The organism is Komagataeibacter ossonobensis (genome assembly GCF_057359305.1).
The window spans coordinates 1-23,859 of record NZ_JBXAYQ010000042.1 but is presented as its reverse complement, the minus strand read 5'-3'; the positions used below and the strand labels follow the sequence as shown (position 1 = coordinate 23,859).

Here is a 23,859-nt window from a genome sequence, read left to right as displayed (position 1 = left end):
TTTTGTTCAACGGCGTTGAAAAAATAACGCATGTTATGCCCAGTGCTGTTCCGGCAGCAATGTCTGTGAAGAAATGATAGCCAAAAAATATACGAACAGTATTTATCATAAATATAAATACAAAGGATAACATGCCCAGGAACGGGTCAGCACGATAGAGCGTATAGGAAATTCCGCCCAATAGAGCTGCATGATCGCTGGGGAAGGAGGCCCAGTGGTTAAATAATTGTGGGTCTACCCCATAAGGTGTTCCCAAATGCAGGGCCGGATCATGAAGCGGCCTGAGATGAGAGGGCATGGTTAACTGAATAATGCGACTTAGCACGCCGGACAGGAAAGATGTAATGGTTCCGGTTATAATAGATTTTCTATAATTACAGTTTTTATTCTTGAACCATACGAAAAATATGGCAGACATCAATATGCCGACTGTCATACTATCATATGTCATGGACATAAGGAGTGCGTTTATAAATTTACTTTTAGTCGCAAGATGGTTTAAAAAACTCGTTATACTATAATCTATATAACGCATGTTAAATGAAGACAGGATGGCACACGAAAAAAATGCCATCAGGCAGACCATGGATAATGTATTTTTATTATATTCTGAATTATATTCAGGAAATCGTTTTTTAAATACCCGTTGTAATATTGGCGTCATTTTCATCTCCCGATCGAACGCTACTATGCGCGCAGGGTGACCATGTCAATTATGCTTTTTGAAACAAAATGTATCTTTATTTTCTTAATATAAGATGAATTACCATGTCGACGACAATCAATAAATATAATTACATTTTCATTTTCATTTATTTACAAAAATAAGATAATTTAAATCAAATACAAATTAATCAACATCATCGCACAGCACTATTGATTGTTTTTATATATTTTTTATTTATTCCATGCATTGATTGTTACCTGCGACCCAGACCGCCTGACCTTGTGTAGTGCAGGGAATGTGAAGTCGGGAGCCGCGCTGACATGGCGGCTCCCTGAATACCCTAATGGGAAGCGGGCGGGTTTTCGCCAGTCGCCGGGTTGTCGGTAGGCGCGGTAGTTTTTTCCGTCGGACTGGACTGTGCGGGTTGGGTTGCGACAGGTGCATCCTTCGATACCGGGGGCATTGCGCTACCCTGCGTCTTACCAATAGTTTGCGTACCATCTGTCGCGGGTAGTGCTGGTGTTTCGGCCGGTTTCGATTCAACCGGAGATGAAGCTGCCGGCGTTTCAGTGGTGGCGGCATGATCCACTGTGGATGGTTGCGTAACCGGTGCTGCAGGTTGCGCCTGCTGCCCTTCCGGCGTTGGCGTGTCCGTATGCTGGTCCGTGCTGGTCGGCGCGGCGGAAGATGCGGGGGGTGCATCGGCCGGTGTATTCGTCGCGGCCTGTGGCGCAGGCGCAGCGGGCGGGATCTGCGTGGCCGATGACGGCGCGCTAGCCCCCACGGTCGACATCTGCGGCAGGGCGGGGGTCGGGGCCAGGGTTACGGTAGGCTGGCTGTAACGGCTCAGCGCATCCGTGTCGCTCTGCACGCCATAAGCATTCATCGGTGGCAGGGGTTGTGGTGATGGCTGATCCGCCGCCGGGTTGCGGTCAAGCACGACACGGGTGTTTTGCGGGTAGCGGTTCATAAGCCCCAGCAGCGTGCCATTGGTCCAGCCAAACCCGATCTGCATCGGGTATTCGCCGCCGCCCTTGCCGCCCTTGGGGCTGATGAACGGATTGACCACGTCATATTTTTCCAGCAGCACGCCGGATTTTTCATACGTGCCGATCACACGGCCCATCCAGCGGGCCGCGATATCACTGGCCAGTGCATCATAACCGTACTGGTTCAGGCCCTTGACCGCCATCCATTGCAGGGGCGCCCACCCGTTGGGTGAATCCCACTGTTGCCCGCTGCCGCTGCGTTCAGTGGCGATCAGGCCGCCAACCTTGAGCAGATTCTTGCGCACGGTTTCCGACACGGCCTTGGCCTGCTCGGGTGTTGCCATCTGCATGAACAGGGGCACGACGGTGGCGCCTGACAGGATGGAGGTCGATTCCTCCTTCTTCCAGTCATAATCAATGAACGCGGCCCGGCGCTCATCCCACAGGATCCGCTGCACCGCGTCGATGCGCTCCTGCGCCAGGCGGTTGTAGCGGGCCGCCGCGTCCTTGTTGCCCTTCAGTTCATAGGCATGGGCCAGCGTCTGCTCGAGATGCGGGATCATGCAGTTCAGTTCGACCGTCAGCAGGTCGGTGGTATGGATGGTGGACAAGGTATGTCCGTCCGCCAGCCAGCGCGACGAGAAATCCCACCCTGTTTCCGAACCGGCGCGCAGGTCACGATAGACTTCTTCCTTCGGGCGGCCGGAATGGGCAGCGGTGGCGATATCCTGCGGGTAGCTTTCGTCACGCGGGGTGTCCATGTCATCCCAGTGGCGGTTCATGAGCGTACCGTCAGGCAGGCGCACCACATGGCGGTACGCACCGCCGGGCGGGACGGAATCCTGCCCGTCCATCCAGTAATCGTATTCGGCCTGCAGTTCGGGCAGGAAGGTGGTGTAGGCCACCTGACCATCATGCATGGCCAGCAGGTCCACCATCAGCGAGAAGAACGGCACCTGCGACCGGCTGAGGTAATAGGTGCGGCTGCCATTGGGAATATGGCCGTACCGGTCGATCATGGACGCCATGTCGCGCACCATGTCGCGCATGAGGTCGATCTTCTGGTTTTCGTACAGCCCGATCATCGTGAAGTAGCTGTCCCAGTAATACAGTTCACTGAAACGCCCGCCAGGCACGACATAGGTATAGGGCAGGGGAAGCTGTGATGAATACGCCACCTGCGTGTCGGGCGGCCGGCTGAGGACGTCCCACATGCCGTTGATGTAGTCGCGCACGTTTTCATCAGGGCTGCGCTGGTAGGAAACCGTCTTGCGTTCGGGCAGCGTGAAATGCCGCGCCACGAAATCCTTCAGCGAGAAGTCAGGCCGCAGCTTGGCGACATTGTATTCCGCCATGAGGTCTGCCGGGGCTTCGTCAGGAATGGCGTCGGCGGCGGTCTTGGCGTCGGTATAGATATGGGCCTCGCCAATCGCCTGGAACAGCCCGTCCAGCACGATCGAAGGGGGACGCAGGTCCTGCACCAGTGCTGCCGGCGCGCCCGCATCGGACAGCAGGGCATCGGCGGGCGGTACCGGACTGCTGCCGGTGGAAGCCGGGCCATCCTTGTGCACGATCTGCACCGGGGTCGTACCCGGCGTGGACGGCGTGGTATCGGCGTGGTCGGACCCGCCTGCCGCCGGCATGCCCGCAGGGGCAGGGGCAGAAGCCGGGGGAGACGCCGCCGGGTTGGGCGTGCTGTTGCCCGCGGGCGGGGCCGTGCCATCGGGCGCGGCGGGTGTGGCGGGCGCTGTGTCCGTCGTGCTGGTGGGGGGCTTGCCGTCTCCGCTGGCGGCGGGGGGCGTGGTCCCCGGTGGCATGGCAGCCGTGCCCGCCTGTGCGGGCGGGGACTGTGTCCCGGCATCCGGTGTCGCGGCGTGGGCGGGTGGCAGCATGTTTCCGCTTCCCGACAGGGGTTCAGGCGTTGGTACGGAATAGGTCTGGTCCGTCTGCCCCTCCGGCTGGGTTGATACGCCAGTGGCGGTCGCGGGGGGAACGGGGGCGGCTGTTGTCCCATCCGTGCCGGTGGGGGGCGAGGAGGGGACAGCAGCGGACGACGCCGTGGGGGCCACCTGTGACGGGGTCGGCGTCGCCTGGGCCAGGGCGGGCGAACCTGTATAAAGAAGGCCGGCCAGCAACAGCCCGGCCTGACGGGGCGCGGACCGGGTCAGACTAGAACCGCACAGGAGGGAAACTTTCACGAGACGCCATTTCTCCAAATAATAAAAACCTGATTTTCGCACCATGCCTTGCCTTGTGTCCCTACCACAAAGGAAAACCCTCCAGATGGAGGGAAGTTCATTTTTACGCATGGTACCTGTCATGAAGAGAGACCAGCTTTTCCCCAGTGGGCAAAACCGGTTATGCTGCCTGCCCTCCCGGCCCATGGGGTCCGGGCATCCATGTCCTTTCATTCCTGTTCCGCCAACCGGAGTCACCGTTTCATGCCCTCATTCCTTCAGGGTCTTTCCCCGCTGGCTGCAACTGATGCCCTGTTTTTTGAACGGGCGGGCGCGCGCCTTGGCCGCCCCGATGCCGAACGTCTGGTTCGCCATGCGCTGGAGGGGATGGATGATGGCGAACTTTTCCTGGAATATCGTGAAAGCGAGGCGATTTCGCTGGATGAGGGGGTAATCCGTTCCGCCACCTTCGACACGTCTTCCGGTTTCGGCCTGCGCGCCGTGCTGGAGGCTGAAACCGGCTTTGCCCATTCCGATGACATAAGCGAAAGCGCGATCCGCCGGGCCGGGGAAACCGTCAGCCAGATCAGGGCGGGTCGTTCGGGCACGCTGGCCGTGGGGCCGCGTTCGACCAACCACCGCCTGTATCCCGATATCAACCCGCTGGAAGAAGGGGCCTTTGCCTCCCGCGCCGCCATGCTGTCGGAACTGGACGCCTATGCCCGCGCGCGTGACCCGCGCGTGATGCAGGTCATGGCCTCCATTTCCGCGGAATGGCAGGCCATCCAGATTGTCCGCCCCGACGGGCAGCGTATGGCCGATATCCGCCCGCTGGTGCGTATGAACGTATCGGTGGTGGTGGAACAGGACGGGCGGCGTGAAAGCGGTGGCCACGGTCTGGGTGGCCGTTATTCCTATACCCGCCTGCTGTCGCCGCAGGTGTGGCAGGGGGCGGTGGACGAGGCCCTGCGCATGGCGCTGGTCAACCTTGATGCCCGTCCTGCCCCGGCAGGGGAAATGGAAGTGGTGCTGGGTGCCGGCTGGCCCGGTATCCTGCTGCATGAAGCCGTGGGCCATGGGCTGGAAGGTGATTTCAACCGCAAGGGCACGTCCGCCTTTGCCGGGCTTATGGGCAAGCGGGTGGCGGCCCCCGGTGTGACGGTGGTGGATGACGGCACCCTGCCCGAACGCCGGGGCAGCCTGACCATTGATGACGAAGGCACGCCCACCGGCCGCACCGTGATGATCGAGGACGGCATCCTGACCGGCTACCTGCAGGATCGTCTCAATGCCCGTCTCATGGGTGTTGCCCCCACCGGCAACGGACGGCGGCAGTCCTATGCCCATGCGCCCATGCCGCGCATGACCAACACCATCATGCTGGGCGGTGACGCCACGACCGACGACATGATCCGCAGCACGAAGCGCGGGCTGTATGCGGTCAATTTCGGTGGGGGGCAGGTGGACATCACATCGGGCAAATTCGTGTTTGCCGCATCCGAAGCCTACATGATCGAGGACGGGAAGATCACCACGCCCGTACGGGGGGCCACCCTGATCGGCAATGGCGCTGATGCAATGACCAAGGTGACCATGATTGGCGGTGAACCCGCCCTTGATCCCGGTATTGGCACCTGTGGCAAGTCGGGGCAGGGCGTGCCGGTGGGTGTGGGCCAGCCTACGCTCAAGATGACGGGCCTGACCGTAGGTGGCACAGGCGGCTGACTGATAAAAGTTTCTGGGCGCCGCCTTTTTTCAAAAAGGCGGCGTTCTTCGAAGCTTTTTGAAAAAAGCTCCCCCAGAAACTTCTTCTATTTCCGTGCCGCCGCGATCACATCCTTCATGTGGCGGATCACGGCAGGCAGTCCGTCAAAAATGGCCTGCCCGATCAGGAAATGCCCGATATTCAGTTCCATGACCTGCGGCAGGGCGGCAATCGGGCCGACATTGTCATAGGTCAGTCCATGACCCGCATGGACTTCCAGTCCGCATCGTGCGGCATGTTCCGCGCCTGCCATCAGGCGGCCGTGTTCAATCGCGCGCGCCGCCTCATCCATGGCATCGGCATACGCACCCGTATGCAGTTCCACCACGGCCGCCCCCAGTTGCGCCGCCGTTTCGATCTGTGCGGGATCGGGATCAATGAACAGCGAGACACGGATTCCCGCATCACGCAGCCGGGTGATGCGTGGCGCCAGTTCGCTGGCCTGTCCACGCACATCCAGTCCGCCTTCGGTCGTGACCTCCTGCCGCCGTTCGGGCACCAGGCAGCACGCATGCGGGCGCAGGCGGGTGGCGATGGTGGTCATTTCCTCGGTTGCGGCCATTTCCATGTTCAGCGGGATCGACAGGTCCGCGCGCAGGCGCTCCAGGTCGGCATCGCGGATGTGGCGACGGTCCTCGCGCAGGTGGGCGGTAATGCCGTCCGCGCCCGATGCCTGCGCCAGCAATGCGCCCTTTACCGGGTCGGGATGTGTGCCACCGCGCGCGTTCCGCACGGTGGCGATATGATCGATGTTGACGCCCAGCCGGATGGGCGTGGCAGGGGATGTGGTCATGACCTGTTCCTGTGTTCGGCCATCTGCATGGCCATGTGCAGTGCCGCGACAAGGCTGGACGGATCGGCCACGCCCCGCCCTGCAATGTCAAAGGCGGTGCCGTGATCGGGTGATGTGCGGATGATGGGCAGCCCCAGCGTGGTATTGACCCCCTGCGTCATGTCGATGGTCTTGAGCGGGATCAGCGCCTGGTCATGGTACATGCACATCGCCACGTCATAGCGCGCCCGTGCAGGCGGCGTGAACATGGTGTCGGGCGGCCAGGGTCCGCTTATGTCCATGCCATCGTCGCGCAGGGCGGTGATGGCAGGGGCGATGATGGTCTGTTCCTCCGTGCCCATGCTGCCGTCCTCGCCCGCATGGGGGTTCAGGCCGGCAATGGCGATACGTGGTGCCGCAATGCCGAAATCACGCTGTAGGGCCGCGTGGGTGGTGCGGGTGGCGGCGATGATGGCACTGGTATTCAGCTCATCCAGCGCGCGGCGCAGGCTGACATGGATGGTAATGGGCACGACCCGCAGTTCCGGGCAGGCCAGCATCATCACCTCACGCCCCGGCACGTTGCACAGGGCAGCAAGGTATTCGGTATGGCCGGGATAGGCGAAACCGGCTTTTTTCAGTACGATCTTGCTGATCGGGTTGGTCACCACGGCTGCGGCCTGCCCGTTGCGGGCCAGTTCCACCGCGCGCGCGATGGATGTGGTGATGGCGGAGGCATTGCGGCTGTCCGGCAGGCCTGCATGGACCGGGGCCAGCAGCCCAACCGGCAGTACCGGCACGGCGTGGGCAAAGACTTCGGCCGCCTGTGCAATGGTGGCGATTTCGTGCACCGGCACGTCATGCTGTCCGATCAGCCCCGCATCACCCAGCACCGCGAAGGGTGTCGTGCCCTGCCGCATGGCCCGCCATGCGCCTGCTGTGATTTCCGGCCCGATTCCCGCCGGGTCCCCCATGGTCAGGGCAAGGGGCAGGCTGGTATCAGGCATCAGCCGTGCCCATGGCGTACAGGATGCGGATCCACGACCGGATGCCCTTGTGGAAGGATGTCAGGTCATATTTCTCGTTGGGGGAATGCACACGGTCATCATCCAGCGCGAAGCCCACCAGCAGGGCGGACATGCCCAGGATACGCTGCATGTCGGCCGCCACCGGGATCGACCCGCCACAGCCAATGGTGACCGCGGGCGTGCCCCACTCATCCCCCAGCGCCCCCAGCGCGGGCTGCAGGCCAAAGGTGTCATCGGGCACGACGCAGGCGACCGACCCGCCGCAGGGCGTGAAGGTCACCGTGCAGTCAGGTGGCAACTGGCCACGCACATGGGCACAGAAGGCCTGGCGGATATGCACCGGGTCCTGTCCCGCCACCAGCCGGAATGACACCTTTGCCATGGCGTCACCCGGCAGCACGGTCTTGAACCCTTCGGCGGTATAACCGCTGGAAATGCCGTTGATTTCGAAACTGGGGCGGCACCATGTCTGCTCGATGGCGGTATACCCCTTTTCCCCGGCAGGCTGCGACAGCCCGACATCCCCAAGGAAGGTTGCGTCGTCAGGGGCGATTTCACGCCAGCGCGTGCGCAAGGCTTCCGGCGGATCCTGAACGCCGGCATAGAAACCGGGCAGGGTGACGCGACCGGTGGCGTCATCGCGGATGGAGGACAGCACCCGGCACAGCAGTTCCGCCGGGTTGCGCGCGGCGTTGCCGTAAATGCCCGAATGCAGGTCGCGATCCGCGCAGCGCAGGTGGATCTCTTCCCCCACCATGCCGCGCAGCGTGGTGGTGATGGCGGGCACGCCGGGCAGCATGGCGGTATCACAGATCAGCCCGACATCAGCGCGCAGTTCCTCGCGATGCGTCTCCATGAAGGGCAGCAGGCTGGGACCACCGCATTCCTCCTCGCCCTCGATCAGGAGCGAGATACGCACCGGCATCTGTCCGGTCGTGGCACGGATGGCGCGCAGGGCCTCGATAAAGGTCATGACCTGACCCTTGTCATCCGATGCGCCGCGCGCGGTGATCTGCCTGCGCCCGTCTTCCGCCGTGACCAGTGCGGGTTCAAACGGGGCGGTCGTCCATAATTCCAGCGGATCAACAGGCTGCACGTCGTAATGGCCATAGAACAGCACATGCGGGCCAGCGGGCGGCGTGCGGTCATGCGCCACCAGAATGGGGTGACCCGGGGTTTCATGCAATGTTACGTCAAAGCCGAGGCTGTCGAGTTCACCGCGCAGCCACTGTGCCGCCTGCCTGCAGTCCGCCGCGTGTTCCGGCTGGGTGGAGATGCTGGGAATACGCAGGAACGTGAACAGCCGCGCCAGGGCGTCATCAAGCGTGCGGTCCGCCTGTTCCAGCACGAACGCAGGGGAAGCGGGTGTATCAGTCATGAACTTTCCATTTTTGCAGCACTGCGGCAGGCAGCCCGGATGGGACGGGTACGATTTTGCCTGTTATCGGGGCAAAAGCAACACGTCCGCCGATGGGGGCTGCCCGCAGATATGCGCGGATCATGGCCACCCATGATGGAAGGCCTGCCATCCCTGTTATCCTGGCCTGTCCCGCAATGGATATTCCGGTGTTCAGGGCCACGATGGGGCGGATATAACGCGGCCGCCATGGCCTTGCCCCAATGGGGGAACGCGGGCCGATCTGCCCGTGAAACGTCTAGATATTGAAAAAGTCAGCACCCGCCATGCAGGAACCCCAGCGCGGGCAGGGGACGCCACGTGCGTGGCAGGTCCGCGCGGCGATAGGGACGGATGCTGTACTGTGGCACCGCGATTTCATTGCGTTCCAGGAAATTGCGGTAGGCAGCCACCTGCTGGCTGCGCCATTCACAGTCCGCTTCCGCGCGGGCGCGTGTGGGATAGATGCTGGCGATTCGCGTGTCGCGTCCGGTGCGGGCGACAACCGCCCAGGATTCGTCACGTCGCGCCGTGGTCCGGAAAACGACAACCTTGCCCATTGTTTCGCCCCTGTCCCGGTGACCTGTCGCGTGTCATGGCCTGTGACCTACAGGCAACCATGCCTGTTGCGTGCGATCAAGCCGCGCGCCGGATGAATTGATTTTCTTGCAGCCCCCTGTTCTTGGCGGTAGGGAACAGGGATCATGATACGTCTTTTCATTACCCTGCCCGTGATCGTGGCACTGATCATTTTCGCGGCCTGTAACCAGGCGCCGGTGGAACTGTCATGGCTGCAATGGAAATGGACGTCATCACCCGGCGTGCTGGCGCTGCTGGTTGCCGCCCTGCTGTATGCCACGGGATCCGCCAGTGTGTGGATCGTTGTCCTGCGCCAGATGCGCCGCGCCCGCCGCGCGGAACAGGAAGTGCGCGCCCTGCGTGCCCGTCTGCCGGAAAATGATACCGGGGCAGTCCGTGCCCCCGGCCTGACATCCGCCCCGGCCAATTCCCCGATGGTGAAGGCATATGAGGCGGAACAGACAACGGCCGCCGCCAGACCCGTCGCGACGGAACCCGCCGTGGAGACACCGCCCGCCATCACGGCGGAAAAGCCGCCTGGCGTCTGATCCCTTAATTCCCGCACGTCATCATGACCTGCATGCCTGACCATGGAGCACCGCCAATGCCTGGACGGTCCACCCGCCTGATTGTCGCCCTCGATACCAAGGATACGGCGCAGGCCACGCGCTGGCGCGAACAGGCGGCAGGCCATGCGGACGCGGTCAAGCTGGGGCTGGAGTTCACCTATGCCCGTGGGCTGGATGCCGTGCTAAAGGCCGCGGGTGACAGTCCGCTGTTCCTCGATCTCAAGCTGCATGACATCCCCAATACCGTGGCGTCCGCCATTGGCAGCCTTGCTGCCCTGCGGCCTGCCATGCTGACCATCCACGCCAGTGGCGGCCGCGCCATGATTGCGGCCGCACGCAAGGCGGTGGATGAAACCTTTCCGTCCGGCAGCCGCCCGCTGCTGCTGGCTGTTACCGTGCTGACCAGCATGGATACGCAGGGCCTGCATGAAGTGGGCGTACCCGGCAGCGTGGAGGAACAGGTTGTCCGTCTGGGCAGGCTGGCGATGGAGTCGGGGGCGGATGGGCTGGTGTGCTCCTCGCATGAAATTAGGCCTCTGCGCCATGCGCTGGGCGATGGGCCGGTACTGGTCGTGCCGGGCATCCGTCCCGCCGGTAGCGCATTGGGGGACCAGAAGCGGGTCATGACCCCGGCACAGGCCCGTGCGGCGGGGGCTGACTGGATCGTGGTGGGGCGTCCCATCACCCGCGCGGAAGACCCGGCGGCGGCGGCGGCTGCGATTGCTGCCGAACTGTCGGCCTGAACGGGGCAGGGGACGACACCATGCCGGTCAGGGTCAAGATCTGCGGTATCCGTGACCATGTGGGTCTGGATGCGGCCACGCAGGCCGGGGCGGATTGGGTCGGGTTCGTGTTTTTCAGTCGTTCACCGCGTCATGTCACGGCGCAGGCCGCCAGTACGCTGGCGCGCGACATGGCGGCGAACGGCCCGAAGCGGATCGGTCTGTTTGTCCGCCCGACCGATGATGATATCCGCCGCGTGCTGGACCTCGTACCGCTGGACGGGTTGCAGATCTATGATGATGCGGGTCGGACCGAAGCCATCCGTACCCGCCTTGGCCTGCCGGTATGGGGCGCGGTGGGCATCGCAAGCCGGCATGACCTGCCAGAAACCTGTAAGGTGGATGGTCTGGTGGTTGAATCCCGTGCGCCCGCCGGATCGGACCGTCCCGGCGGTAATGCCCATGCCTTTGACTGGACCCTGACGCATGGATGGCGCGCCCCGGTGCCGTGGGTTCTGGCGGGGGGGCTGAATCCCGATAATGTCCAGTGCGCCATACAGCAGAGCGGGACACGCGCCGTTGATGTCTCATCCGGCGTGGAGTCAGCCCCCGGCGTCAAGTCACCCGAACTGATCCGCCGTTTCGTGCAGGCTGCCCACGCCTAACGGTAATATCCGTAATACGGCGGCGGTGGTGGCGGAGGCGGCGGGTAGGCATAAACCGGATAGGGCGGCGGCGGATAGGCATAGGCCGGATAGGGATAACCATACCCATATCCCCGGTAGCGATAAGGCGACATCGCGACACCCAGCGCCGCACCCGTGGCCATGCCCAGGCCAAATCCGCCCCAGCCCCAGCCACGGTGCCAGCCACCGCCCCAACCCCCACCCCATCCGCCGCCGCGCCATGCATAGGCGGCGGGGGCGGGCAGAACGCCGACCAGTCCCATGGACACGGCCAGCAACAGGGCCAACTTACGCATCTCGGGTGGTTCCTTTTCCTGATCTCGTATCCACTGATATTGGCATATGACCGCCTGATATCCAGCCTTGGGTTCACATCATTATATGACAGGCCAGGATGGATTCCATATCTGGGGACTGTGTGAAAATAGATTACTGATAAATAAAAACAAAAGTTTTTTGGGTGCCGCCTTTTTTCAAGAAGGCGGCGTTCTTTGAAGCTTTTTGGGAAAAAGCTTCACCAAAAACTTCTTTATAATTTTGAGGGGTGTGCCGAAGGCCGGTTTTCCAGACAGTCCCTACCGGTCACGACCGGTATTCAGCCAGCCACCCAGCCGGGACAGCGCGTCCTTCAGCGGTCCGTCAGGCATGTCGTCAATCTGCACGGGCGGCGGTGGTGGACGACGGGGCGCGGCTGTGGGCATGCGTGGGGCGGCAGTCAGGTCCTGCACCATTTTCAGGCGTTTGACCACGCCCTGCCCGCAGGTGGTGTTGATGCGGGCGATGACGGTGGGGGCAAGGTGCTGCAGTTCCATCGCCACCGGTCCCCGGCAGGCAACGGTCAGGGTGCCAGCACTCAGGCGGCGGGGTACGGTCATGCCCGCCAGGTGTGGGCCGACAATATCGGGCCAGTCCGTCATGACCTGTACGGCGGCGGGGGACTGCTTGCGAAAGACGGGGCGGCTGATATGCGGCAGCAGGGCCGCCATGCTGCGCGTGCGCATGGACCGCCGGGGTGGTTCGGGCGGTGATGTCTCATTCTTTCGCTTGCTGCGGGTCGGCGGGTTCGTCATAAACGGGTCCGTGTTACCTTCTGCTGCCGATCTGTTACGCTGGTATGACCGGCATCGTCGCACTCTGCCATGGCGCGCCCTGCCGGGCCAGAGCGCAGATCCCTATCGCGTGTGGCTGAGCGAAATCATGCTGCAACAGACCACGGTTACAGCGGTCATTCCCTATTTCGAGCGTTTTCTGGACGCCTTTCCCGATGTAACGGCCCTGGCCCGCGCGCCGCAGGACCGGGTGATGGCGCTGTGGGCCGGGCTTGGCTACTACGCCCGCGCGCGCAACCTGCATGCCTGCGCGCGGGTGGTGGCGGAAAATGGCGGTCGCTTTCCCGATACGGTGGCAGGGCTGCTGGAACTGCCGGGAATCGGGGCCTATACCGCTGCTGCCATCGCTGCCATCGCCTTTGGCCGCCCGGTCGTGCCGGTGGATGGCAATGTGGAACGCGTTACGGCGCGGCTGTTCGCCATGACCGATCCGCTGCCCGGATCGCGCAAGGCCATTGCCCGGCAGGCCACCACGCTGAATACGGACCGGCAGGCCATTGCCCGTCCATCCGATTTCGCGCAGGCCCTGTTTGACCTTGGTGCCGGGATCTGCACGCCGCGTACGCCCGCGTGCGTATTGTGTCCGTGGCGTGAGGCCTGTGCAGGAAACCGGCAGGGAATCGCGGCCAGCCTGCCCCGTCGCGCGCCAAAGGTGGCGCGGCCGGTGCGCCATGGCGTGCATTTCTGCATGGTGGATGCAGCAGGAAATATCCTGCTGGTCAGGCGGCCAGAAAAAGGATTGCTGGGCGGCATGATGGGCCTGCCCGGTCCGCACTGGCGCGATGCGCCATGGCCGCAGGCGGAGGCGCTTGAGCATGCGCCCGCCGCACCCCGGCTGCGCGTCAACTGGCTGCGGGTCGGGCAGGTGAAGCATGTCTTTACCCATTTCACGTTGCTGGTCGATGTCTATGCGGCCCGCATATCCACCTTTCCCAACAGTCTGGTAGGGGCGGAGGGGATCATTCATGACGTGGATTGCGACGATGTGGCGCTGCCATCATTAATGCGTAAATGCGTGGAACTGGCACGGGACAGTAATATTTTTGATTGACGCGGGCACGAAACGCGCGGTTGACTGGTAGCTGTCCGATCAGGAAAGGGACCGTGATGTTCACTTTTGTCCAGATGCTTTCCCCCGTTGTCGCCCTGCTGGGGCTTGCTGGCGTGGCATGTTACCTGCGTGCACCGGCACGTGCGCTTCAGCCGGTCCGTGTGCGGACCCGCCGCTAATAGGCAGCATGTGGCAGGGTAACGGGTATGTCCGCCTGTTTCTTTGCATACACGAACGGCTTCATGTAGCAGCCGTTGCATGACATTCATTACCGTAAATCGTGCAGCGCGGCATGAAAATGCCCCGTCGCGAACCGGGGTGCTGCTGAGCAATCTGGGCACCCCGGATGGCACCGGCTATGGCGCGGTGCGTCGTTATCTGGCGGAATTCCTGTCGGACCGGCGCATCATCGAGGCCAGTCCCCTGATCTGGAAACCCATCCTGTACGGGCCGGTGCTGACCTTCCGCCCCCGCAAATCGGGGGAGGCCTATCACCGGATCTGGCATCATGACCGTGATGAAAGCCCGTTACGCACCTATACCCGTGAACAGGCGGAGCAGCTCGGCGCGCGGCTGGCGGCAGACGATGTGCCGGTGGCCTGGGGCATGCGCTACGGCCAGCCTTCCATAAAACAGGCGCTGCATGACCTGGTGGCGCAGGGCTGCGACAGGATCCTGCTCGCGCCACTTTATCCCCAGTACAGCGCCACGACGACCGCAACGGCCAATGACCAGGCGTTCCGTGTGCTCATGCGCATGCGTAACCAGCCCGCCATCCGCACGCTACCGCCGTTCCCCGACCATCCCGCCTATATCGCGGCCCTCGGCCGATCCATCTCGGCGCGTCTCGCCTCGCTGGATTTCAAGCCGCAGATGATCGTGGCATCTTTTCACGGATTGCCGAAAATCTATGTGGAAAAGGGCGATACCTATGCGGCCGACTGTCAGCGCACCATCACGGCGCTGCGCCGCGCCATGGGGTATGATGAACAGATGATGCCGCTGACCTTCCAGTCACGTTTTGGCCCGGCGAAGTGGCTGGAGCCTTACACCGCGCCCTTCATCGAATCGCTGCCCGCGCGCGGGATCGAGCGTATTGCCGTCATCACGCCGGGCTTCATTTCCGACTGTATCGAAACGCTGGATGAAATCGGCAACGAAGCGGGCGATGCTTTCGTCAAGGCAGGCGGCAAGGAACTGGCGCTGATTCCGTGCCTGAATGACTCCCCTGACGCCATTGACCTGCTGGAAGCCCTTGTGCGGCAGGAACTGGGGGGCTGGCTGCCCCGTGCGGGCATGGATACCGCGTCCGTCACCCCAGGTTAAGGCGTGCGTCGCCAGGACCGGCCTTAAGGCCGGTCGCAGCTTTCGGTCAGGGTATTATAGACCTGACCACGCGGGCAGGTGACGGGCCTGCTGGCGGGGGCAGGCTGGCCGGTGGCCGGTTGTCCCTGCCGGGATGGGGCGGTCTGGTCGGTTACAAGCGTGGACAGGTCCTTGTCATAGACGGAATCATCTTCCGGTGCGTTATTGCCCGTGCCGTTATAGATTTCGGGTGCCGCCTGATAGCTGGCACCGGCTGCGGCGGCCCCCATGGCAGGGGCCATGGCGTAACCGCCCCAGCCCCATCTCCAGCCGCCACCCCAGCCCCATCCGCCCCACGGATAACCCCAGCCACCATAGACGGGGTAATAGGGATAGTAGCCACCGCTCCATCCACCCCAGCCCCAACCGCCGCCGCGCCACCTGCCGCCGCCCCGGCCTTCATCATGCCAGCCGCCGCCATAGCCGCGACCGCCGCCACCGTGCCAGCCCCCGCCGCCACGACCGCCACCGCCCCCGCCCCCGCCATGCGGTTCGGCATGGGCGACTGGGCCGCATGCGATCAGTGCCAGCAGCGTACCCGTCACGACATGTTTCAGCTTGAGCATGTTCCATTCCTGCATATCTGAATGCGATGTATCGCAGAAAATCATCCATCTGGAAAAGACGTGGCGTGCCACGGGACCCGATTGCCCCCCGGTGTTAGGGGTGCCCGATCCCTGCCGTCCGGTCGCGGGCGGCTATGCCTCATATGGTTATCTTTCATCCGGTCTGCACCCGTGCAACGGGGCATGACACCATAAAAAATGGCAGGCGTAATATATGAAATTGTTATGGCGCATTCTAACAGTATCCATGCGGCCCCGTTCAGGTCAGGATGGGGAGCATGTACGTGTCGTTAATCAGGGGCAGGGGGTCAGATTGTTGTCATCGCAGAAGCATGAAAATGTCCGGATGCGTCATATTTCGTTCATTTTTGCATAACATATAATAACCCGGCCATGAAAAATAAAATCCATATGGAAGATATGAATTTTAACTTAAAAAAATCAATATGGCTTTATATTGCAATACTTTTCATATTTATCCTTCTTGTTCCGCACGTGGCGTTCATTACTGCCCACGTATCGTTTTCCAGTAATGAAGGATGGAATGCGTATCTGGCACGGCGCGCCATAGGACTGGATCATGCACCGCTGTATCCCCCGGACGGACAGATGGTGTTCAATAATTACCCGCCCAGTTCGTTTTATGTTGTCGGGTTGTTTGGCTGGCTGCTGGGGGACATGATCGTGGCGGGGCGCGTCATTTCGCTTCTGGCGCTGCTTTTCTGTGCCTGGGCTACGGGGCGCGTTGTCCTCGCCTGCGGCGGAACACGGGGCGGGGCATGGTTCGCAGGCCTGCTGGTTATGCTCTATTCAACTGTTTTCTATAGCGATTATGTCGCCATGGATGACCCGCAATGGCTGGGACAGGCCGTTATCATGGCGGGGTTCATGCTGCTGTTTGGCAAGGACCGTGAACCGGGCTGGACCGGTGCATGGCGGCCTTTCTGCGCGGGCTTTGTCGTTGTGGCGGGACTGACCTTCAAGCACAATATCCTGGCCCTGCCGGTGGCGGTCCTTGTGTGGCTGCTGCTGACCGACTGGCGTCATGCCGTTTCATGGATGGGGGGATGCCTTGTGTCCCTGTGTCTGCTGGGGGGACTGTACTACAGCATTTTCGGTCCGGATTTCATTCAGGGTGTCTTTGGCCACAAACGCATCTTCTATGTGAACGGCATGCTCAAGGGATTGGGCAACGTACTGGGGCTGGGTGGCATGATGGTATCATGTGCATTCGTGCCGTGGCGGCATCTGCGCCATCGGTCCGGACTGCTGCTGGGGCTGTATCTGCTGCTGGCGGTGGCATCGGCCATCGTGCAGCGTACGGGTACCGGGGTGTCGCATAATGCCTGTTTCGAAGCACTGATCGCAGCCGCCCTGTGCGCGGGCCTGGCCATGTCTTGCCTGGCGACCACGGGGGACACGGCTGGCCGCATGTCCGTGCGTACCCTCCTTGTGGGCGTGATGGGGCTGAACCTGCTGCCGGTGGTGGTCAGCCTGCCGGCCTATCTGCCCTACCTTTACCGCAGCAATGTGACCACCATCGCGCATAGCCTGGAGGCATCAAACGAAACGATTGTCGCCGTGCATGCGATTGATGGCGATGTGGCGTGTGAGACGCTGGCCCTGTGCTACTGGGCGCACAAGCCGGTGGTGATGGATTTTTTCAACTATTCCCAGCACGTCGCGGTCACGCATGACGCGATGGTGCTGGAACAGGTGGTGGACCGGCACGATATCGCCGCGTTCGTCAGTAATTCACGCTTTGATACACAGGAAGATGTCTGGGAGTTTCCCAACCTGTGGCGTATCATCCGCGCGGGCTACACGCATGTGCGGCTGCAGGGGGCAGCTTATATCGTAACACCATGAATGATGCGGTGGCGGCGGCGGCGTGCGTGCCGCCATCGATCCGCGTATTACGGGCGGCCTACCCCCCGCATGCGATGCAGGGTGATGATGGCTGCTGTCAGCACGATGGCTGCACAGGTCTGGTGGACCGTTCCCGCCCATACCGGCACCACCAGCAGCAGCGTGGTCACACCGAGTGCGTACTGCAGCAGCACCAGCCAGCCCAGTACCGCCAGCGCGCTATGGACATCCTGGCCCAGTTGCGGCGTGCGCAGCCCCAGCACGATGGTGCCGCCAATGACAAGGGCCGTGGTGGTTGCCAGCAGGCGGTGGTCGAACTGGACGGCGGGAATGTTCTGGAACCAGTTCAGCCAGAACGGGTGCAGCCGCCCGTAGCCCGACGGGATCAGGTGACCATCCATGAGCGGGAAGGTGTTGTAGGCAAACCCCGCATGCGTGCCCGCAGTAAAGCCACCCGCAATGACCGTGATACCCACCAGCAGGCAGATGGCCCAGACCAGCCGGTGAACGCGCACGGCTTCAGGCGTGGCGGGAATGAAGGCGGGGCGCGGTGTCCGCACGGACAATGCCGTCCACAGGATGGCGATGTACAGCGCAAAGGCGCAGCACAGGTGCAGCACCAGCCGCACGGGGGCGACCGCCGTGCTGTCCGGGTTGAAGCCCGACGCCACCATGAACCACCCGATCGCGCCCTGCAGCCCGCCCAGCACGAAAAACAGCACCAGTCGCAGCGCCAGGCCCCGGCTCAGCGCGCCGGTAATGGAAAACCAGACCAGGGGCACCAGCAGGACCAGCCCCATGAGCCGCCCCCAGAAGCGGTGCGTCCATTCCGCCCAGAAGATCTGCTGGAAGCCCGCAAGCCCGAATCCGTCATGCAGGATCTTGTATTGCGGAATGGTCTTGTACAGCGCGAACTGCCGTTCCCATTCCGCGTGGCTCAGGGGCGGGATCATGCCGGTAATGGGCCGCCAGTCCATGATGGACAGGCCCGACCCGGTCAGGCGGGTGTAACCGCCAAGTGCGATCATGCCGACAAGCATGAAGCAGATTGCAAACAGCCACGTCGAGATACGCTGCCGGTTGCGCAGCTCCTGCGCGGACGGGGGCGTACGGCCCATCAAGGAGCCGAGGGGAGGATATGCGGACATAACCGGATTTAGACCGCCCTTGCAGTCCGCTGCAAGGCGATGCTAGGCGCGAAGGACCAGATCGCTGTCGGAAAACGGGACGCACGCATGATATTACCGCACGCCGCACAGCCAGTACCACCAGCCCGGTCCACGTTGCGCGTGCTGGTCCGGCCGGTGCTGCTGCTTGTGGCCTTTGTCGGGTTTGCGGCGGTCCTTGGCCGCCTGCCGGGGTTGCGGCATATGCTGACGGCTGGCCCGGCCCTGCATTCGGGGGTGGAAGGCGTGGTGATTTTCATCCTGGCCGCCAGTGTGTTCTGCGCGTTTGGCCTGCCACGGCAGGTGGTGTGTTTTGCTGCCGGCGCCGCCTATGGAATCGGGGCGGGCTGCGTCCTGGCCACGCTGGCGACCGTGACCGGTTGCCTGTGTGGCTACGGGTGGGGACTGTGGGCGGGACGGCCGCGCATGCCCGCGCGGCTTGCGGCAACCATGGTGCGGCTGGACGGTTTTGTGCGGCACGAGCCGTTCGCGTCCGTCCTGACGCTGCGGCTCATGCCGGTGGGCTCGGCGCTTCTTCTCAACCTTGCGTCGGGCATGCTGGGGGTGCGGGTCATGCCGTTCATGCTGGCCACGCTGCTGGGCAGCCTGCCACAGACCGTCGTGTTCGTGCTGGTCGGATCGGGCATCCGGCTGCAGGGACCATGGCGCATCGGGGTGGCGGTCGTGCTGTTTGCCCTGTCCGCGCTGGTGGGGTTATGGCTTATGCGCCGCGTGCGCATGGGGCGCCCCGACATGGCACGGGTATCGCGATAGCGAATTGCAGCATGTCGTAATTAGATGGTGAAAAAGTGGAACCGGCTGGTCTACTAGTCCCCACAATCTTTTAATATGGAGTGCCTCATGGGCTCATCCGCAACGGCGGGCCATTCAGCGGAAAAGCCCGTGCCGGAAACAACAGCCCGCCCGATGGGGTGGATTGCGATCCTGCTGGGGTTCCTGACTGCGGTCGGCCCGGTTTCGACCGACATCTATCTTCCTGCCTTTCCGGAACTGGAAACGACGCTGCACGGGCGTGCGGGTTCCGCGCAGATGACACTGGCCATATGGTTCGTGGGGCTGGCGATCGGGCAGATCACCATGGGGCCGCTGTCGGACCGTTTCGGCCGACGCAGGCCCATGCTGGTGGGTACCCTGGTCTATACGCTGGCATCGGTCGGGTGCGCGATGGCGCGGGACATTCCCACGTTTTCGTTTTTCCGCCTGGTCGCGTCGCTGGGGGCATCGGCCAGCCTGATCATTCCCAGCGCCTGCGTGCGCGACATGTCGCATGGCAATGAATCCGCGCGTCTCATGTCGCGGCTGGTGCTGGTGATGGGGGTCGTGCCCATCCTGGCGCCCACGCTGGGGGGCATGGTGCTGTCGATTGCGTCATGGCGGTCGATCTTCTGGGCGTCGGCGGTGTATGGGCTGATCTGTATCCTGCTGATCTGGCGTGTCCTGCCAGAGACGCTGAAACCCCAGAACCGTAGCGAGTTCTCGCCCGTCACCCTGTTCAGCCGGTACATGATGCTGGCGCGTGATCGCGGGTTCATCACCCATGCCATGATTGCCGGTTTTTCGTGCTTCATGTCGTTTACCTACCTGTCCGCCGCCCCATCGGTGTTCCGTGGCCTGTTCGGCCTGTCGGCGGCGCATTTCGGCATGCTGTTCGGTGTGTTCGCGGTGTGCATGATCGGCGCGTCGCAGCTGAATGGCATGCTGGTGGGGCGTATTGACGCAGCCCGCATCCTTGGGATCGCGGTAATGGTTGCGGTGGTGGGGACCATCGCCATGACCGCCATGGCCATCGTCATCGCCTTTGCCATGCAGCATGGCGGCCATCCGCCATTGTGGATGATGGGGTGCCTTATCCTGACCATGATGGTGTCCCTGGGCACCACGGGCATCGTCGGCCCCAATGCCACGGTGGGCGCGCTGGCTGACCATCCGCGTTTCGCGGGCAGTGCATCGGCATTCGTGGGCACGCTGCAATATGTGCTGGGTGCCGTGGCGGGGGCATTCGTGGGTATGCTGCCGACCAATTCCCCCATTCCCATGGCGGGTGTCATGCTGATGGGGGCCGCGATCATGCTGGTCATGGTACTGCTGCGTCCCGCCCGCCCGCCCGGTAGTGCGGAGGTGGGGAAGGAATAAAGTCTCCTCCCGCCACATCAGCCCGTCAGGGCGCGCCAAAGCATGTGCCCCGCACCCGGTTGGGGTTGTCGCCCCGCCGTGTGGCGGCTACAGCGGGGGGCCGTCCTCAGGGGCGACACTTTCGTGAACGGGGCAGGCATGTCCCGGATCTGTATGACCACCCAACGGGGACTGCGCACCGATCATGACGACTGCCAAGATCGACCTGAAACAATACATCCGTAACATCCCGGATTTTCCCAAGCCCGGGATCCTGTTCTACGATATTTCGACCCTGATGCGGAATGCGGATGCATGGCAGATCGCCATGGGGCGTCTGGCGGCGGCGGTGGCGCCGTGGGCGCCGGACATGCTGGCAGCCATCGAATCGCGCGGGTTCCTGACGGCGGCCCCGCTGGCCAGCCGCCTTGGCTGCGGACTGGTCATGCTGCGCAAGCCCGGCAAGCTGCCGGGCAAGACGGTATCCCACAGCTATGATCTGGAATACGGATCCGATTCGCTGCATATCCAGGCGGATGCGATCCAGCCGGGACAGCGCGTGGTGGTGATGGATGACCTGCTGGCCACGGGTGGCACGCTGGTGGCGTCCGTCTCCCTGCTGCGCAAGGTGGGTGCGGATGTCGTGGGGGCTGCCACCATGATCGAACTGACCGGGCTTGGCGGGCGTGACCGGCTGGATGTGCCGGTCAGGACCCTCGTCTCCTACGACGAGTAACCGGCAACGCCGGGCGCGCGGTATGCGGCAGGCACTGTCTCGCATGCAGTCATCGGGCTGTCGGCCTGTGCGCGTGGGCGGTATGATGTACAGTGTGGATGGATTGTATCTGAACAGGGGGGCTTAACGCCGGGATGAAAGGTCTTGAGCTTTCCCTGATCCGTTTCAGCAATCAGGTCCGTGGCTTTTTCAGGCGACTGTGGCCGCCGGGCATGACCCTGCGCCAGGATCACCTGCGCTGGCTTTACGCGCCCGGCATCTTTACCTTCGGCTACGCGCTGCGGACCACCATCACCTCGCTTGTCGCGCTGGGCATTGCCCTGTGGTGGGAACTGGGCAGCCCGCAATGGGCGGCGCTGACGGTCTGGATGGTGGCGCAGGGTACGCGTGGCAAGAGTGTCGCCAAGGCGCGATGGCACCTGTTTGGCATGGTGGTTGGCACGATCTGTGCCGTGCTGCTGGTAGCGGCCTTTCCACAGGCGCCGCTCATGTTCATTCTCATGCTGGCGATCGGGATCGGCACGTTCTGCTTTATCGGGACATTGCTGCCCGGTCCCGCGACCATGACCAATTACCGTATCCACGGCATGCGCGCGAGCGGCTTTACCTATGCCATCATCTCGCTAGACGGGATTGCCGATCCCGAACATATCTTCATGACGGCCATGGCGCGTGCGACCTATATCGTGCTGGGCATCGTGCTGGAGAGTACCGTCTCCTCCCTGTTCCAGTTCAAGCTGGAAGAGCGCGCGCAGGACCGCCTGGCCGCCAATTTCCTGACCGCGATCAACGGGGCGGCCCAGACCCTGGCCGGCCTGCTGTCAGGGGATACGCAGGTCCTGAAAAAGGCGCGCGGGGTCTTTTCCAACATCACCACGCTGAGTGACCAGATCGAATTTGCTGAAGTGGAGATGGGATCCCATCGCGGGCACGAGGGCGACCATGCACGTGCCGCGCTGGCACGGGTGGCCATGCTGCTGTCGCGCGGGCTGGATCTTGCCGCCCTGATGCAGGGGCCGTGCGGGATGCCCGATGCCGCTTTCGCTGCGACCTCAAGCGAGGTGGAGGCCTTCCTCAAGGATATGGCGTCACAGATTGAATCCAGTGATGACATCCATCCCGTCCTTTCCCGCCTGGCGGCGCTGCAGGCATCGTGCCGGCAGAGCGTGGCGGATTCACTGGATGAGGAAATGGGCAGTCCCGGCAGCGCCCCCGTGGATCCGCAACTGGTGCGGATGCTGTCGCAGCAGCGCATGCTCAACTATGCGCTGGGTGAAATACTGGATGAACTGGAACAGGCACTGATCCAGTTTGACGCCAGCCGTCATCCGCTGCTGCATGACCATTTCCATTACCGGCTCAAGACCTTTCGTGACTGGCAGCAGGCCTTTACCAACAGCCTGCGCGCGTCGGTCACCATTTTCGGGTCGGGCCTGATCTGGGTCACCACGGCGTGGTCGTCGGGGCTGACGTTCATGATGTTCGTCTCGATCGTATGCAGCCTGTTCTCCACGCTGGAAAAACCGGCGCTGGCCACGCGGGCGTTCCTTGGGGGGGCGATCATTGCCTCGGTCATGGCGGGGGTGCTGGTGCTGTGGCGCCTGGCGGAACCCACCACGTATGAAATCATGGCCGTGTGCCTGTTCCTGCCCATGCTGGCTGGGGGGCTGGCCTTTGCCTATCCCGCGCTGGTGCTGGGGGCGGTTTCGTACAACCTGTTCCTGCCCATCCTGCTGGGGCCGGGCAACCAGTCGCGACTGGATGAAGTGGCGTTCTTCAATACCGCCATGCCGCTTGTGCTGGGGCTGTGGTACGCCATGTGGTCCTTCAGGCTGGTCCTGCCGTTCGATACGAACGATATGCGCTGGCAGATGCGTACCGGCATCCTGCGCGGACTGCGCTATGTCGCGCGCGCGCGCAACCTGCCAACCACGCTGTATGTGGTCGAACATAATGTGGACCGCTTTGTCCGCCTGCTGACCAATGCTGAAAACACGCCGGATACGATTATCGATGCATATCTGCAGGGCATCCTGTCTGCCATGACGATCGGGCTGAATGTCATCCGCCTGCGTGCGATTCTGGAACGCCATATGCTGCCGCCTGAAGCCCAGCGTGTCGTAGGCGACATGATGGGGCGCATGGCGCAGTTCAGTGGACGGTACGGGGGGCATTACGGCCGCACAGCGCGATCTGCCAAATTCGCCATTGCCCACCTGCAGCAGATAGCGGGGCAGGCGGATAATCTGGGTGTGCGGCTGGAAATCGACAGTGCGTTAACCTGCCTGTACGTGATTTCCTATGAACTGGATCACAACCAGAAGTTCTTTGACGCCTCCAGCCCCTATCTTGACCCGGTCATGGCCTGAATACGCCCTGGCATGCGCATGGTGCTGTTGGACGGATTATAAAGAAGTTTTTGGTGAAGCTTTTTCAAAAAGCCTCAAAGAACGCCGCCTTTTTTAAAAAAGGTGGCACCCAAAAACTTTTACTCCTTTACCAACGGATTGTTTC

General features: G+C 62.3%; 22 protein-coding genes. 12 read left to right on the top strand and 10 right to left on the bottom strand.

Features of this window, described 5'->3' with window-relative positions; all coding sequences use genetic code 11:
* Positions 1 to 664: phosphatase PAP2 family protein (locus AC1RQ9_RS15930; protein ID WP_485987761.1), on the bottom strand; the 664-nt coding region annotated here is incomplete at its 3' end.
* Positions 665 to 1,007: 343 nt separating this feature from the next.
* Positions 1,008 to 3,548 carry an alpha,alpha-trehalase TreF gene (treF, locus tag AC1RQ9_RS15925; RefSeq protein WP_485987763.1) on the bottom strand — a complete coding sequence of 847 codons (2,541 nt, stop codon included), beginning with the start codon at positions 3,546 to 3,548 and terminating at the stop codon, positions 1,008 to 1,010.
* Positions 3,549 to 4,097: 549 nt separating this feature from the next.
* On the opposite strand from treF, the gene tldD reads away from it, so the two are divergent.
* Positions 4,098 to 5,558 carry a metalloprotease TldD gene (tldD, locus tag AC1RQ9_RS15920; protein WP_485987760.1) on the top strand — a complete coding sequence of 487 codons (1,461 nt, stop codon included), beginning with the start codon at positions 4,098 to 4,100 and terminating at the stop codon, positions 5,556 to 5,558.
* A gap of 86 nt (positions 5,559 to 5,644) precedes the next feature.
* Here tldD and AC1RQ9_RS15915 read toward each other — a convergent pair whose 3' ends face one another.
* The 4 genes from AC1RQ9_RS15915 to AC1RQ9_RS15900 form a co-directional block, all read right to left on the bottom strand.
* Positions 5,645 to 6,391: a pyridoxine 5'-phosphate synthase gene (locus AC1RQ9_RS15915; protein ID WP_485987759.1), complete on the bottom strand. Its 747-nt coding sequence runs from the start codon at positions 6,389 to 6,391 to the stop codon at positions 5,645 to 5,647.
* Positions 6,388 to 7,377, bottom strand: coding sequence for a 4-hydroxythreonine-4-phosphate dehydrogenase PdxA (gene pdxA, locus AC1RQ9_RS15910; protein WP_485987758.1), 990 nt, complete (start codon positions 7,375 to 7,377; stop codon positions 6,388 to 6,390). The genes AC1RQ9_RS15915 and pdxA overlap by 4 nt, the downstream gene beginning before the upstream one ends.
* The gene (locus AC1RQ9_RS15905) at positions 7,370 to 8,776 is read right to left on the bottom strand and encodes a M20/M25/M40 family metallo-hydrolase (protein WP_485987757.1); all 1,407 of its coding nucleotides are present in this window, start codon (positions 8,774 to 8,776) and stop codon (positions 7,370 to 7,372) included. The genes pdxA and AC1RQ9_RS15905 overlap by 8 nt, the downstream gene beginning before the upstream one ends.
* A gap of 293 nt (positions 8,777 to 9,069) precedes the next feature.
* Complete coding sequence (locus tag AC1RQ9_RS15900) at positions 9,070 to 9,354, bottom strand: hypothetical protein (protein ID WP_485987755.1); 285 nt, start codon at positions 9,352 to 9,354, stop codon at positions 9,070 to 9,072.
* A 144-nt stretch (positions 9,355 to 9,498) separates the two neighbouring features.
* On the opposite strand from AC1RQ9_RS15900, the gene AC1RQ9_RS15895 reads away from it, so the two are divergent.
* From AC1RQ9_RS15895 to AC1RQ9_RS15885, 3 genes are read left to right on the top strand one after another with little or no spacing between them, the layout of a single operon-like run.
* Positions 9,499 to 9,921, top strand: a complete 423-nt coding sequence (locus AC1RQ9_RS15895) for a LapA family protein (protein WP_485987754.1) — start codon at positions 9,499 to 9,501, stop codon at positions 9,919 to 9,921.
* Positions 9,922 to 9,977: 56 nt separating this feature from the next.
* Complete coding sequence (pyrF, locus tag AC1RQ9_RS15890; protein WP_193733186.1) at positions 9,978 to 10,685, top strand: orotidine-5'-phosphate decarboxylase; 708 nt, start codon at positions 9,978 to 9,980, stop codon at positions 10,683 to 10,685.
* A 20-nt stretch (positions 10,686 to 10,705) separates the two neighbouring features.
* On the top strand, positions 10,706 to 11,329 hold the full coding sequence (locus AC1RQ9_RS15885; RefSeq protein WP_485987753.1) for a phosphoribosylanthranilate isomerase: 624 nt from the start codon (positions 10,706 to 10,708) through the stop codon (positions 11,327 to 11,329).
* Here AC1RQ9_RS15885 and AC1RQ9_RS15880 read toward each other — a convergent pair.
* Together AC1RQ9_RS15880 and AC1RQ9_RS15875 are read right to left on the bottom strand one after the other, a co-directional pair.
* Positions 11,326 to 11,646: a hypothetical protein gene (locus AC1RQ9_RS15880; RefSeq protein WP_485987752.1), complete on the bottom strand. Its 321-nt coding sequence runs from the start codon at positions 11,644 to 11,646 to the stop codon at positions 11,326 to 11,328. The genes AC1RQ9_RS15885 and AC1RQ9_RS15880 overlap by 4 nt on opposite strands.
* 279 nt (positions 11,647 to 11,925) lie before the next feature.
* Positions 11,926 to 12,351, bottom strand: a complete 426-nt coding sequence (locus AC1RQ9_RS15875) for a DciA family protein (RefSeq protein WP_485987751.1) — start codon at positions 12,349 to 12,351, stop codon at positions 11,926 to 11,928.
* On the opposite strand from AC1RQ9_RS15875, the gene mutY reads away from it, so the two are divergent.
* The 3 genes from mutY (at position 12,350) to hemH (ending at position 14,836) form a co-directional block, all read left to right on the top strand.
* Complete coding sequence (gene mutY, locus AC1RQ9_RS15870; protein ID WP_485987762.1) at positions 12,350 to 13,510, top strand: A/G-specific adenine glycosylase; 1,161 nt, start codon at positions 12,350 to 12,352, stop codon at positions 13,508 to 13,510. The two genes, AC1RQ9_RS15875 and mutY, sit on opposite strands and share 2 nt — an antisense overlap.
* A 53-nt stretch (positions 13,511 to 13,563) precedes the next feature.
* Positions 13,564 to 13,689, top strand: a complete 126-nt coding sequence (locus tag AC1RQ9_RS15865) for a hypothetical protein (RefSeq protein WP_485987764.1) — start codon at positions 13,564 to 13,566, stop codon at positions 13,687 to 13,689.
* A gap of 79 nt (positions 13,690 to 13,768) precedes the next feature.
* The gene (hemH, locus tag AC1RQ9_RS15860) at positions 13,769 to 14,836 is read left to right on the top strand and encodes a ferrochelatase (protein ID WP_193733189.1); all 1,068 of its coding nucleotides are present in this window, start codon (positions 13,769 to 13,771) and stop codon (positions 14,834 to 14,836) included.
* A 23-nt stretch (positions 14,837 to 14,859) separates the two neighbouring features.
* On the opposite strand, the gene AC1RQ9_RS15855 is transcribed toward hemH, so the two are convergent.
* Positions 14,860 to 15,441 (bottom strand): hypothetical protein, encoded by a 582-nt coding sequence (locus tag AC1RQ9_RS15855; protein ID WP_485987749.1) that lies wholly within the window; start codon positions 15,439 to 15,441, stop codon positions 14,860 to 14,862.
* A gap of 411 nt (positions 15,442 to 15,852) precedes the next feature.
* Between AC1RQ9_RS15855 and AC1RQ9_RS15850 the strand changes: the two genes are divergently transcribed.
* On the top strand, positions 15,853 to 17,310 hold the full coding sequence (locus AC1RQ9_RS15850; protein ID WP_485987747.1) for an ArnT family glycosyltransferase: 1,458 nt from the start codon (positions 15,853 to 15,855) through the stop codon (positions 17,308 to 17,310).
* 47 nt (positions 17,311 to 17,357) lie between these two features.
* Here the strand turns inward: AC1RQ9_RS15850 and AC1RQ9_RS15845 are convergent, their stop codons facing one another.
* Positions 17,358 to 18,428 (bottom strand): COX15/CtaA family protein, encoded by a 1,071-nt coding sequence (locus AC1RQ9_RS15845; RefSeq protein WP_193733192.1) that lies wholly within the window; start codon positions 18,426 to 18,428, stop codon positions 17,358 to 17,360.
* A 117-nt stretch (positions 18,429 to 18,545) separates the two neighbouring features.
* On the opposite strand from AC1RQ9_RS15845, the gene AC1RQ9_RS15840 reads away from it, so the two are divergent.
* The 4 genes from AC1RQ9_RS15840 (at position 18,546) to AC1RQ9_RS15825 (ending at position 23,714) form a co-directional block, all read left to right on the top strand.
* A complete protein-coding gene (locus AC1RQ9_RS15840) occupies positions 18,546 to 19,250 on the top strand; it encodes a TVP38/TMEM64 family protein (RefSeq protein WP_485987745.1) in 705 nt (234 codons plus the stop codon).
* A gap of 87 nt (positions 19,251 to 19,337) precedes the next feature.
* Entirely contained in the window at positions 19,338 to 20,630 is a 1,293-nt protein-coding gene (locus AC1RQ9_RS15835) for a multidrug effflux MFS transporter (RefSeq protein ID WP_485987743.1), read from the top strand.
* Positions 20,631 to 20,814: 184 nt separating this feature from the next.
* Entirely contained in the window at positions 20,815 to 21,345 is a 531-nt protein-coding gene (locus AC1RQ9_RS15830) for an adenine phosphoribosyltransferase (protein ID WP_176642901.1), read from the top strand.
* A gap of 134 nt (positions 21,346 to 21,479) precedes the next feature.
* Positions 21,480 to 23,714 (top strand): FUSC family protein, encoded by a 2,235-nt coding sequence (locus AC1RQ9_RS15825; RefSeq protein ID WP_485987741.1) that lies wholly within the window; start codon positions 21,480 to 21,482, stop codon positions 23,712 to 23,714.
* The last annotated feature ends 145 nt before the right edge of the window (positions 23,715 to 23,859 follow it).

What these genes read in the sequence shown, in the direction of transcription:
- AC1RQ9_RS15840 (WP_485987745.1), top strand. Translation starts at nt 18,546, where the DNA reads ATGATATTACCGCACGCCGCACAGCCAGTACCACCAGCCCGGTCCACG.
- treF (WP_485987763.1), bottom strand. Translation starts at nt 3,548, where the DNA reads ATGCTGCCACCCGCCCACGCCGCGACACCGGATGCCGGGACACAGTCC.
- AC1RQ9_RS15850 (WP_485987747.1), top strand. Translation starts at nt 15,853, where the DNA reads ATGGAAGATATGAATTTTAACTTAAAAAAATCAATATGGCTTTATATT.
- AC1RQ9_RS15905 (WP_485987757.1), bottom strand. Translation starts at nt 8,776, where the DNA reads ATGACTGATACACCCGCTTCCCCTGCGTTCGTGCTGGAACAGGCGGAC.
- AC1RQ9_RS15900 (WP_485987755.1), bottom strand. Translation starts at nt 9,354, where the DNA reads ATGGGCAAGGTTGTCGTTTTCCGGACCACGGCGCGACGTGACGAATCC.
- AC1RQ9_RS15830 (WP_176642901.1), top strand. Translation starts at nt 20,815, where the DNA reads ATGACGACTGCCAAGATCGACCTGAAACAATACATCCGTAACATCCCG.
- AC1RQ9_RS15835 (WP_485987743.1), top strand. Translation starts at nt 19,338, where the DNA reads ATGGGCTCATCCGCAACGGCGGGCCATTCAGCGGAAAAGCCCGTGCCG.
- hemH (WP_193733189.1), top strand. Translation starts at nt 13,769, where the DNA reads ATGACATTCATTACCGTAAATCGTGCAGCGCGGCATGAAAATGCCCCG.
- AC1RQ9_RS15915 (WP_485987759.1), bottom strand. Translation starts at nt 6,391, where the DNA reads ATGACCACATCCCCTGCCACGCCCATCCGGCTGGGCGTCAACATCGAT.
- mutY (WP_485987762.1), top strand. Translation starts at nt 12,350, where the DNA reads ATGGACCGCCGGGGTGGTTCGGGCGGTGATGTCTCATTCTTTCGCTTG.
- AC1RQ9_RS15880 (WP_485987752.1), bottom strand. Translation starts at nt 11,646, where the DNA reads ATGCGTAAGTTGGCCCTGTTGCTGGCCGTGTCCATGGGACTGGTCGGC.
- AC1RQ9_RS15855 (WP_485987749.1), bottom strand. Translation starts at nt 15,441, where the DNA reads ATGCTCAAGCTGAAACATGTCGTGACGGGTACGCTGCTGGCACTGATC.
- tldD (WP_485987760.1), top strand. Translation starts at nt 4,098, where the DNA reads ATGCCCTCATTCCTTCAGGGTCTTTCCCCGCTGGCTGCAACTGATGCC.
- pdxA (WP_485987758.1), bottom strand. Translation starts at nt 7,377, where the DNA reads ATGCCTGATACCAGCCTGCCCCTTGCCCTGACCATGGGGGACCCGGCG.
- AC1RQ9_RS15895 (WP_485987754.1), top strand. Translation starts at nt 9,499, where the DNA reads ATGATACGTCTTTTCATTACCCTGCCCGTGATCGTGGCACTGATCATT.
- pyrF (WP_193733186.1), top strand. Translation starts at nt 9,978, where the DNA reads ATGCCTGGACGGTCCACCCGCCTGATTGTCGCCCTCGATACCAAGGAT.
- AC1RQ9_RS15885 (WP_485987753.1), top strand. Translation starts at nt 10,706, where the DNA reads ATGCCGGTCAGGGTCAAGATCTGCGGTATCCGTGACCATGTGGGTCTG.
- AC1RQ9_RS15825 (WP_485987741.1), top strand. Translation starts at nt 21,480, where the DNA reads ATGAAAGGTCTTGAGCTTTCCCTGATCCGTTTCAGCAATCAGGTCCGT.
- AC1RQ9_RS15845 (WP_193733192.1), bottom strand. Translation starts at nt 18,428, where the DNA reads ATGGGCCGTACGCCCCCGTCCGCGCAGGAGCTGCGCAACCGGCAGCGT.
- AC1RQ9_RS15875 (WP_485987751.1), bottom strand. Translation starts at nt 12,351, where the DNA reads ATGCGCACGCGCAGCATGGCGGCCCTGCTGCCGCATATCAGCCGCCCC.